The organism is Limnohabitans sp. Rim8, assembly GCF_945869175.1.
Classification (GTDB): domain Bacteria; phylum Pseudomonadota; class Gammaproteobacteria; order Burkholderiales; family Burkholderiaceae_C; genus Limnohabitans_A.
Genome location: NZ_CAMBNZ010000099.1, coordinates 1 through 10,220 on the forward strand (window position 1 = coordinate 1; position 10,220 = coordinate 10,220).

Below are 10,220 nucleotides of genomic sequence, written 5' to 3' on the forward strand. Positions count from 1 at the left end.
TTTCTTAACCCTGTGTGTTTTTATCAAAGGAGACAGTCATGTTGAAACGCAGAAATTTGGTGACCCTGATCGCGGGCACTTTCTTGGTGGCTTCAAGCGCGATGGCGCAGTTTGCCGACCGCAACATCAAGTTCACCAACGGTGTGAACGAAGACCACCCGGTGGGCGTGGGCGTCAAGAAAATGCAAGAAATTTTGGCCGCCAAGACCGGCGGCAAGATGAAAATCACGGCCTTCTGGGGCGGTGCAGCCGGTGGTGACTTGCCAGCCACCCAGGCCCTGCGTGCAGGCACCCAAGAGATGGTCTGCACCTCCAGTTCACCGCTGGTGGGCATCATCAAAGAGTTGGGTGTATTTGATCTTCCCTTCTTGTTTGCCAACGAGAAAGAAGCCGACGCTGTGCTGGACGGTGCGGCCGGCAAATACTTCAATGCCAAGCTTGAAGCCGCAGGCCTGGTGAACCTGGCGTATTGGGAAAACGGATTCCGCAACCTGACCAACAGCACGCGCCCTGTGACCAAGCTGGAAGACTTCGATGGTGTGAAAGTTCGCGTGATGCAGAACAACATCTTCCTGGACACCTTCAAGACTTTGGGCACCAACGCCGTGCCCATGGCCTTTGGCGAAGTGTTCACCGCCTTGGAAACCAAGACCATCGACGGCCAGGAAAATCCCTTTGTCACCATTGAAACCTCCAAGTTCAATGAAGTGCAAAAGTTCCTGAGCGTGACGCGCCACGCTTACACGCCTTTCCTGGTGTTGTACAGCAAGAAACTTTGGGACCAACTCAACCCACAAGAGCAAGCCGTGTTGCGTGAAGCCGCCATGGAAGGCCAGAAAGTGCAACGTGCGGCCAACCGCGCTTTGAACGAAAAATCTTTGGCCAGCCTCAAAACCAAGGGCATGCAGGTCAATGAGGTGAGCACAGCCGAGCAAAACCGCATCCGTGCCAAAGTGGCTTCGGTGTACGACAAGCACAAGGACTCCATCGGTGCCGATGCCATCAAGGTGGTGCAAGACGAGTTGAAGAAGTCGCGCGGCGGTTGATGCCTGACGCTCAGCCCTTTTGCTGAGCCTCCCAGCTCCACAGCCTACCGCTGTGGGGCTTTTTTAACGACTGAAATGGGTGCTGCCATGAAAATCACGCAACTCGAAACCATCCGATTGGGTGAATTCCCCAACATCATTTGGGTGCGATTGCACACCGATGAAGGCTTGGTGGGCCTGGGCGAAACCTTCATGGGTGCGCAAGCGGTCGAGGCGTATTTGCACGAGTGGGTGGCGCCCAAGCTGATGGGACAAGACCCGCTGGCCATCGAGTCGCGTCAGCGTGACATCACGGGTTATCTGGGCTGGCGTGGCTCCGGTGTTGAGACACGCGGCAACTCGGCGGTGGACATTGCCTTGTGGGACATCTTTGGCAAGGCTGCAGGCATGCCTGTCTACACCGCTTTGGGCGGCAAGAGCCGTGACGAAATCCGCGTTTACAACACCTGCGCGGGCTACCAGTACATCCGCAGCAACGTCAACCAGACCAGCAGCAATTGGGGTCTGGGCCACAACGCTGGACCTTACGAAGACCTGCAAGGCTTTTTGCACCGCGCCGACGAGGTGGCCGAGTCCCTGCTGAGTGAAGGCATCACCGGCATGAAAATTTGGCCCTTCGATGTGGCCGCTGAAAAATCGCATGGCCAGTACATCAGCCCGCAAGACCTGAACACGGCGCTTGAGCCGTTTCGCAAGATCAGAAATGCGGTGGGTGACAAGATGGACATCATGGTCGAGTTTCATAGCCTGTGGCGCTTGCCCATGGCGCAAAAGATTTCGCGCACCTTGCAAGAATTCAACACCTTTTGGCACGAAGACGCGATCCGTATGGACAGCTTGGATCTGCTCAAGCAGTACGCAGTGGACTGCAAAGCCCTGATTTGCGCCAGCGAAACACTCAGCTACAAATGGGGCTTTAAGGATTACCTGCAGACTGGTGTGGCCGGTGTCGCCATGCTGGACCTGAGCTGGTGCGGGGGCTTGACCGAAGCCCGCAAGATCGCGGCCATGGCCGACGCTTGGCAACTGCCCGTGGCGCCGCACGACTGCACGGGGCCTGTGGTGTGGGCCGCCTCCACGCACTTGTCGCTGCACGCGCCCAATGCGCTGATGCAGGAGAGCGTGCGCGCTTTTTACAGCGGTTGGTACAAAGAGCTGGTCACCGAGTTGCCTCAGGTGAAGAACGGCATGATCAGCCTGAACGACAAGCCGGGTCTGGGACTGGAGTTGCTGCCCGATTTGCACAAGCGGGCCGATGCGGTGGTGCGCATCAGCCTTTGAGCCGGCACTTCAATCGGTCCAGCGCGTGTGGAATTGGCCTGGCCGTTCTATCCTTTGGTAGGTGTGCGCTCCAAAGTAGTCGCGCTGGGCCTGCAGCAAATTGGCAGGCAGACGGGCCGAGCGGTAAGCGTCGTAGTAGCTCAGGGCGCTCATGAAAGAGGGCATGGCCACACCGTGCAGGGCACCCAGCGCCACGACTTCACGCAGGTCTTGCTGGCAGCGTGCCATCACACCAGAAAAGTGCGGGTCCATCAGCAGGTTGTTCAGATCGGGCGCACCGTCAAAGGCTCGCCGAATGTCCTGCAACAATCGCGCACGGATGATGCAGCCTGCACGCCAGACCGAAGCCACGGTGCCCATGGGCAGTTGCCATTGGTTTTCTATGTCTGCCGCCCGCAGCAAGCAGAAGCCCTGGGCGTAAGCGCAAATCTTGGCCGCCAGCAGCGCCCGCTCCAGGCGTGGCAACACCGACGCACGCTCGGGTGCCGGTGTGGCTTGGGGGCCGGCCAAAACCTTCGCGGCTTGGACCCGTTCAGTCTGCAAGGCGCTGATGGTGCGGGCAAAAACGGCGTTGGCAATGGTGGGCGCGGTCACGCCCAAATCGAGCGCCACCTGACTGGCCCATTTGCCGGTGCCTTTTTGTTCGGCCGTGTCGAGAATTTGGTCAAGCAAGGGCTGACCCGTCTCGGGGTCGGTGAAAGCCAAAATGTCGGCGGTGATGCCGATCAGGTAGCTGCTGAGTTCGCCTTGGTTCCAGTCACGAAACACCGCACTCATTTCGATGGGGCGCATGCCCAGCATCTGGTGCATCAATGCATAAGCCTCGCAAATGGTTTGCATGTCGGCGTATTCGATGCCGTTGTGCACCATTTTGACGAAGTGGCCCGAACCGCCTGGCCCCATCCATTCACAGCAGGGCGTGCCGTCTTCGGTTTGGGCGGCGATGGCTTGCAGCATGGGCCTCAAACGAGGCCAAGCCGCTGCTGAGCCTCCAGGCATGAGTGCGGGGCCACGCAGTGCACCTTCTTCGCCACCGCTCACACCCGCACCCACGTAAAGGATGCCCGATCCTTCGAGCGCCTGCAATCGGCGTTGGGTGTCGGTGTACAGGGTGTTGCCCCCGTCCATGAGCACATCACCCGAGGCCAAAAGAGGTGTCAACTCGGCGAGCACCGCATCGACTGCGGCACCTGCAGGCACCATCAGCCAGATGCAGCGAGGCTGCTGCAAGCCGTTGACCAGCGCGCTCAATGAATTCGCCGCTTCAGCGTTCGAAGCCTGAGTGCGCGCGTCAAAGTTGGCACGTTTGCCTGCGTCCAGGTCAAAACCACTGACTGAAAACCCCTTGCTGAGCAAATTCAGCGCCAGGTTTTCGCCCATGACGCCCAGGCCCACAAGGCCGATGTCCAACTTCTTCATAGGTTCGATTCAACCCCGACCCACAAAAGGCATGTTGGTGGCCATCACCGTGGTGAACAAGATGTTGGCCGACAAAGGCAGACGGGCCATGGTCATGAAAGTTTCGACCACTGCGCTCATGTCCATGCGGGGCTCGGCCTTGATGCTCAAATCGGCTTGGTGAACACCTTTGGCCATTTTTTCGGTCATGTCCGAGGCCACGTTGCCAATGTCGATCTGACCCACGGCGATGCTGTAAGGGCGGCCATCGAGCGAGGCCGCGCGGGTCAGACCCGAAACAGCGTGTTTGGTGGCGGTGTAGGCGATGGAGCCAGGACGAGGCACATGGGCAGAAATCGACCCGTTGTTGATGATGCGGCCGCCTTGTGGGCTTTGCTCTTGCATCAGCTTGAAGGCATGCGACAAAGTGTAGAACGCCCCGTTCAAATTGATGTCCACTGCACGGCGCCATTCTTCGCCCGAGAGGTCGCCCGGCAAGGTGTAGGGCAGGGAGATCCCTGCGTTGTTGAACACCAGATCAAGGCGACCCAAGCGTGCGCGAATCTCCTCGAACAGGGCTTTGACTTCTGGCTCTTGGGACAGGTCGGTCGGGATGGCGTGGGCGTTGACTGAGTGGGTTCCAGCTTCGGCCACGGCCGCGGCCAAAGCATCGGCGCGGCGACCAACCAAAACGACTTGCCAACCTTCATTGAGCAAGGCCAGGGCGCAGGCTTTGCCAATGCCGGAGCTGGCTCCAGTGACGAGGGCGATTTTCGACATGTTGTGAACTTTCTAGAGAGGCCTTGAAACCCCTGATTTTCAGGCGTTTTGGAATGAAATCTGTACCTTGAGTGACTGGCTTTTGTCGGCCGCGAGGTCAAAGGCTTCGATGGCGCGCTCCACCGGCAAAATGCCGGTGATCACCGGTTTGCCGTTGACCAAGCCTTCGTTCAAAAAGCGCACCGCGGTCGCAAATTCGGCATGGAAACGGAAGGTGCCGCGCAGGTCCACCTCTTTGGCCACGATTTGTGTCATGGGCAGGCTGATGTCGCCACCCATGCCCACCGTGATGAGCACACCCCTTGGCACGATGGTGTCCAGGCCCACACGCAAAGCCGCTTCGCTGCCCGAGGCTTCGAACACGGCGTCGAACTGGCCTTTGTCCACTTTGTATTTGTCCAAGGCCGCTGCATTGGTCTTCAAGTTGATGGCCTCGTCAGCGCCCATCTCTTTGGCGCACTTCAAAGGCAAGTCAGCGATGTCCGCGGCCACGATGCGTGCCGCACCAGCGCGTCGCAAGGCCCCAATGAGCAAGGAGCCAATGGGGCCGCAACCGGTGACCAACACCTGTTTGCCCAGCACACTGCCTGCACGCTGAATGGCATGCAGGCCCACCGACAAAGGCTCAGCCAAAGCGGCTTCCGACAAACTCAGGTGGTCGGCAATCCGGTGGGCTTGATAGCCCTCGATGATGATTTGTTCAGAAAAAGCGCCCTGAATGTGCGGAAAGGGCATGGCGCTGCCGTAAAAGCGCATATTCAGGCAGTGGTTGTGTTGCCCAGCCTGGCAAAAACGGCAGTGGCCACAGGGGCGCGAAGGCGAGATGGCGATGCGCTGACCTGGCGCGATGCCACTGACCTGGCTGCCCAACGCATCCACCACGCCCGAAATTTCATGGCCCAAGGCAATCGGTTGCTTGATGCGTACGGTGCCAAAGCCGCCATGTTGGTAGTAATGCAGGTCTGAGCCGCAAATGCCGCCATAGGCCACATTCACGCGCAGTTGCTTCTCGCCCAAGTCGGGCAATTCGGTGTGTTCGATGCGCAGGTCTTTGGCCGAATGGCAGACAACGGATTTCATGGGTGTTCCTCGCAAAAAATTCAAAGGGTGGCGGTCACGCCACCGTCAACATAAAGGATATGGCCATTGACGAAGCGCGAAGCGTCCGAGGCCAAAAAGACGGCCGCGCCGCCCAGGTCCTGCACATCGCCCCAGCGGCGGCTGGGCGTGCGGCCCACCAGCCAACTGCTGAAGGCCGGGTCATCCACCAGTTTTTGGTTCAGCTCGGTCTTGAAGTAGCCCGGGCCAATGCCGTTGACGTTGATGCCGAACTGGCCCCAGTCAATCGCCATGCCTTTGGTGAGCATTTTCACCGCGCCTTTGGAGGCGGTGTAGGGTGCAATGCCGGGGCGGCCCAGTTCGCTTTGCACAGAGCAAATATTGATGACTTTGCCGCGACCACGGGGGATCATCTTTTTGGCCACCGCCTGCCCGACGTAGTACACACTGTCCAGGTTGGTCTTCATGAGGGTGTGCCAGTCCGCATCCTGGTACTCGTGCAGGGGACCTCGAATTTGCATACCCGCGTTGTTGACCAGAATGTCGATCGGGCCTTGGGCCTCGATCTGGTCCACTGCTGCACGCACGCTGTCGGCATCGGTCACGTCAAAAACCGAGGTACTGACCGACAAGCCTTGGGCTTGCAGGGCAAGAGCTGCGGACTCCACCTTGCTGGCCGTGCGGCCGTTCAGGATGACATGCGCCCCAGCCTGGGCCAGGGCTTCGGCCAGTGCCAAGCCAATGCCTGCAGAAGAGCCGGTGATCAAGGCGCGGCGGCCGGTGAGTTGGAAAGAGTCCAGAACAGTCATCGCATCAACATCCATTTGAGAGGAACCATCACCAAGCTGGGGAAGGCGATCAGAGAGCCCATGACAACAACCTGAGACAAGAGGAAAGGCATGACGCCACGGATGACGTCGTGCATGGGAATGCGGCCCACGCCGCAGACCACGTTGAGCACCGTGCCCACCGGTGGAGTGAGCAAACCGATGGCGTTGTTCATGATGAACAGCACTCCAAAGTAAACCGGGTCAATGCCTGCTTCGCGCACCAAAGGCATCAGCACGGGCGTGAGGATCAGCACCGTGGGCGCAAAGTCCAGCGCCGTGCCCACAATCATCACCAGCAGCATCAGCACGACCATCAGCAGGGTTTTGTTGTCGATGAGCGGCCGCAAAATTTCAACAATTTGGGACGGAATATTGGCCACCGTGATCAACCAGGCTGATACCAGCGCAGCTGCCACCAGGAACATCACCACCGAAGAGGTTTTGGCCGCAGACAGGATGATGCGGTACAGGTCTTTGAATTTGATCTCGCGGTAGATGAACAGACCCACGAACAAGGAATACACCACCGCCACCACGGCTGCTTCGGTGGGCGTGAAGATGCCCATCTTCATGCCACCGATGATCACAATGGCCAACAAGTAAGACCAAAACGCGTTGATGGTCACCGAAATACGTTCTTTGAACGGCACCTTATCTGCCACCACCACATTGTCTTTGCGCGCCACGATCCACCAGGTCACGATCAAGGCAAAACCCATCAGGAGGCCAGGGAAGATGCCCGCCATGAACAGTTTGGAAATGGACACGCCGCCAATCACGCCAAACAAAATGAAGCCAATCGAAGGCGGGATGACGGGTGCGATGATGCCGCCCGCTGCGATCAGGCCAGCCGAGCGGTCCATCCGGTAACCGGCTTTGCGCATCATGGGCAACAAGACGGCGGCCAGTGCTGCCGTGTCGGCCACGGCCGAGCCCGACAAGCTGGCCATGACGATGGCAGCAAACACTGCCACGTAACCCAAGCCACCACGGAAGTGACCCACCCAGACCATGGCCGAGTTGACGATGCGCCGACTCATGCCGCCCGCGTTCATCAATTCACCGGCCAGCATGAAGAAGGGCACGGCCATGAGCGGAAAGTTGTCGGCCCCGTTGATCAGGTTTTGCGACACGATTTGGGTGTCGAAGTTGTCCATGTGCAGCATCAAGGCCACACCCGAGACGATGAGTGAAAACGCCAAAGGCATGCCCAGCGCCATGGCTGCCAGGAGCGAAACAATGAATACAAGGACGGTCATTTGGCGGCCTCTTGGGTGTGCGCTGTCACGACTTCTTCCGAGTCTTGTACCTGAATCAGATCGGATTCGTTGAAATTACCTTTGGCCAGTTGCACCAGTTTGCCCAAAATCATCAGGCCCATGGCCACGCTGGTGATGTAACCCACGCCATACACCCAGCTCATCGGGATTTCGGTGACGGCAGAGCGCGTGGTGGCGTTGATGCTGTGCTGTTTGAGCGTGCCATAGAACATCAGGACGCAGCAGCCCAGCATCAGCACATTGGAGATGGCAAAAGCCATTTTTTTGCCTTGTAAGCTGAGTTTTCGAACCACAGAGTCCAAGCCCAAGTGGCCGTTGTCACGCATGGTGACGATGGCTCCTAAAAACGTAATCCAGATGAAAAGAAATCGAGACAATTCCTCCGAGCTGATGATGCCGTCGTTGAAGCCGTAGCGCAGCACCACGTTGCCAAACACCATGATGACCATGGCCGACAGCATGATGACCAGCGTGAACTCTGCCAGCTTGAAGAAAAGGTCGTTGATTTTTTTCATACGTTATTCACAAAAAAGCCCCCTCCAAAGAGGGGGCGTGACGTGACTCAAATCATCACTTGGTGTCTTCAATGGCCTTGAGCAAAGCGGTGCCGCTTTTCTCACCAAAGGTCTTGGCAATTTCGGCCGACACAATCTTCTGGAACGGCGCCATGTCCACGTTCTCGATCACTTGCATGCCGGACTTCTTCAGATCAGCTACCACTTTGCCCGCGTTGGACGCGTTCAAGCTGCGTTGGTATGTGGCCGCTTCGCGTGCGGCATCCACCACCACTTTTTGGTAATTGGCCGGCAGGCTGTCGAACTTGGCTTTGTTCATGGCCACGACCAGGGGTGAGTAAACGTGGTTGCTCACCGTGAGGTGTTTTTGCACTTCATAAAACTTCGACGACCAGGTCACGTTGATGGGGTGCTCTTGCGCGTCAAAGGTTCCGGTTTCCAAAGCGGTGTACAGCTCGGCAATGGGCATGGGTGAAGGGTTCATGCCCAGCAGCTTGAACGCCTGGATGTGGTAAGGGTTGGGTGTGGAGCGGATTTTCAAGCCCTTCAAATCCTCAGGCTTGTTGACGGGGCGCTTGTTGTTGGTGAAAGCGCGCCAGCCGTTTTCCCAATAGGCCAGACCTTTGAGGCCGTGCGGGGCCAATTCGTTGAGCACGCCCGTGCCCACTGCACCGTCGAGCACGGTGTAGGCGTGTTGCGCGTTGCGGAACACAAAAGGCAATTCCATCGCTGCCGTGTTGGGCACGATGCCGTTGAAGTTGGAAGCGCCACTGGAGACGATGTCGATCGTGCCGCCGCGCGTGCCGTTGATCATGGCCGCGTCATTGCCCAATTGGTTGGCGGGAAACACGGTGATTTCCACATCGCCGTTGGTGCGTTGCTTGACCAATTCAGCCAGCTTCAGGGCGGCGGCATGTTGGCCATCGGTCGCGTTGACCGCGTGGCCCATTTTCAGATTGAACTTGGCGGCGAAGGCGCTGGTGCCAGCAGCAGCCACGAGGCAGGCGATAAGGATGCGGGAAAGTTTCATGGTTTTGTCTCCTGGTTAAAAAAAGAGCGGTCGAAAAAATCAATCGGTAGGCAGCGCGTACTCGTTGGCGCTGAAGACGGTGTGAAACACAGTGCCATCGAACATGGCGATCAAATCCTTGGACACTTCGCGGCTTTCCAGACGCACGGCCGAAGCCAGTGCGATTTCAATCGACTCGCGACTGGGGTAGCGCACCGACAGCACCATGCCAAAGTGTGGGTCGGTCACATCGCTCTCGACTTGGCGCAACACGCGCACTTCTTGGGCGCCCGGGAAGCGCGTCCACAAGGGAACGAGTTTTTCGCGAATGTAGCGGTTGAAGGCGTCTTCCATGCCAGGTTTGACGTGGCCTTGAAAAAATGCACAGCGGATGAACATGGGTGGCTTTCGAGGGTTCAGAGGGCAGGGTGCAGGCGTGCCTGCAAAGCCTCGAGTGCATGCTGGACCATGTCCTGCACAGGCTCGGTGATGGGCAGGCGGATGACATCGGTCTCATCGGCTTGGGGTTTTTCAAGGGTGCGAAATTGGCTTTCCAGCAAACCCGGCTGCATGTAATGGCCCACGCGCTGGCGCATACGTTGGTTTATCAACTCAAAGTCGCCGTCCAGAAACACAAAGCAGACCTCTCCCGCTTGTTGTCGGATGCGGTCGCGGTAGGTCCGCTTGAGTGCGGAACAGGCGACCACCCGTCCTTTGGCGTGCGCTTGCGCCAAGCATGCGCCAATGCGGTCTAACCAAGGCCAGCGATCGGCATCGTGCAAGGCGATGCCAGCACGCATCTTGGCCACGCTCTCGGGCAGGTGCAGGTCATCGCCATCCACCATCTCGAGACCCAGACGTTCGCCCAAAGCGCTGGCCATGGTCGATTTGCCACAACCGGACACCCCCATGACGATCAGGCGCAAAGGCGTCATGCTCATGACTTGGGCTGGGCTGTCACTTGGCCATGGCCATGCACTCGGGTACCGGCGAGATCAAAGGCTGGCCTGAGACACCCGCCA

General features: G+C 58.2%; 11 protein-coding genes. 2 read left to right on the top strand and 9 right to left on the bottom strand.

The window, feature by feature from the left end; genetic code table 11:
• Window positions 1-38 precede the first annotated feature (38 nt).
• Both Q0O19_RS12630 and Q0O19_RS12635 read left to right on the top strand, forming a co-directional pair.
• Window positions 39-1,046, top strand: coding sequence for a TRAP transporter substrate-binding protein (locus Q0O19_RS12630; RefSeq protein ID WP_295523515.1), 1,008 nt, complete (start codon window positions 39-41; stop codon window positions 1,044-1,046).
• A gap of 87 nt (window positions 1,047-1,133) precedes the next feature.
• Window positions 1,134-2,327: a mandelate racemase/muconate lactonizing enzyme family protein gene (locus tag Q0O19_RS12635; protein WP_295523517.1), complete on the top strand. Its 1,194-nt coding sequence runs from the start codon at window positions 1,134-1,136 to the stop codon at window positions 2,325-2,327.
• A gap of 9 nt (window positions 2,328-2,336) precedes the next feature.
• Here Q0O19_RS12635 and gndA read toward each other — a convergent pair whose 3' ends face one another.
• The 9 genes from gndA to Q0O19_RS12680 are packed head-to-tail and all read right to left on the bottom strand — an operon-like array spanning window position 2,337 to window position 10,139.
• On the bottom strand, window positions 2,337-3,746 hold the full coding sequence (gene gndA, locus Q0O19_RS12640) for an NADP-dependent phosphogluconate dehydrogenase (RefSeq protein WP_295523519.1): 1,410 nt from the start codon (window positions 3,744-3,746) through the stop codon (window positions 2,337-2,339).
• Between the two features lie 9 nt (window positions 3,747-3,755).
• A complete protein-coding gene (locus Q0O19_RS12645; RefSeq protein WP_295523521.1) occupies window positions 3,756-4,505 on the bottom strand; it encodes an SDR family oxidoreductase in 750 nt (249 codons plus the stop codon).
• Between the two features lie 39 nt (window positions 4,506-4,544).
• The gene (locus tag Q0O19_RS12650) at window positions 4,545-5,585 is read right to left on the bottom strand and encodes an L-idonate 5-dehydrogenase (RefSeq protein WP_295523523.1); all 1,041 of its coding nucleotides are present in this window, start codon (window positions 5,583-5,585) and stop codon (window positions 4,545-4,547) included.
• Window positions 5,586-5,605: 20 nt separating this feature from the next.
• Window positions 5,606-6,373, bottom strand: a complete 768-nt coding sequence (locus tag Q0O19_RS12655) for an SDR family oxidoreductase (RefSeq protein WP_295523525.1) — start codon at window positions 6,371-6,373, stop codon at window positions 5,606-5,608.
• The gene (locus Q0O19_RS12660) at window positions 6,370-7,653 is read right to left on the bottom strand and encodes a TRAP transporter large permease subunit (RefSeq protein WP_295523526.1); all 1,284 of its coding nucleotides are present in this window, start codon (window positions 7,651-7,653) and stop codon (window positions 6,370-6,372) included. Before Q0O19_RS12660 ends, Q0O19_RS12655 begins: the two co-directional genes overlap by 4 nt.
• Window positions 7,650-8,189: a TRAP transporter small permease gene (locus tag Q0O19_RS12665; RefSeq protein WP_295523528.1), complete on the bottom strand. Its 540-nt coding sequence runs from the start codon at window positions 8,187-8,189 to the stop codon at window positions 7,650-7,652. The genes Q0O19_RS12660 and Q0O19_RS12665 overlap by 4 nt, the downstream gene beginning before the upstream one ends.
• Window positions 8,190-8,244: 55 nt before the next feature.
• On the bottom strand, window positions 8,245-9,219 hold the full coding sequence (locus Q0O19_RS12670) for a TRAP transporter substrate-binding protein (RefSeq protein ID WP_295523530.1): 975 nt from the start codon (window positions 9,217-9,219) through the stop codon (window positions 8,245-8,247).
• A gap of 39 nt (window positions 9,220-9,258) precedes the next feature.
• Complete coding sequence (locus tag Q0O19_RS12675; RefSeq protein ID WP_295523532.1) at window positions 9,259-9,597, bottom strand: hypothetical protein; 339 nt, start codon at window positions 9,595-9,597, stop codon at window positions 9,259-9,261.
• Between the two features lie 17 nt (window positions 9,598-9,614).
• Complete coding sequence (locus Q0O19_RS12680) at window positions 9,615-10,139, bottom strand: gluconokinase (protein ID WP_295523534.1); 525 nt, start codon at window positions 10,137-10,139, stop codon at window positions 9,615-9,617.
• Window positions 10,140-10,220: the final 81 nt, after the last annotated feature.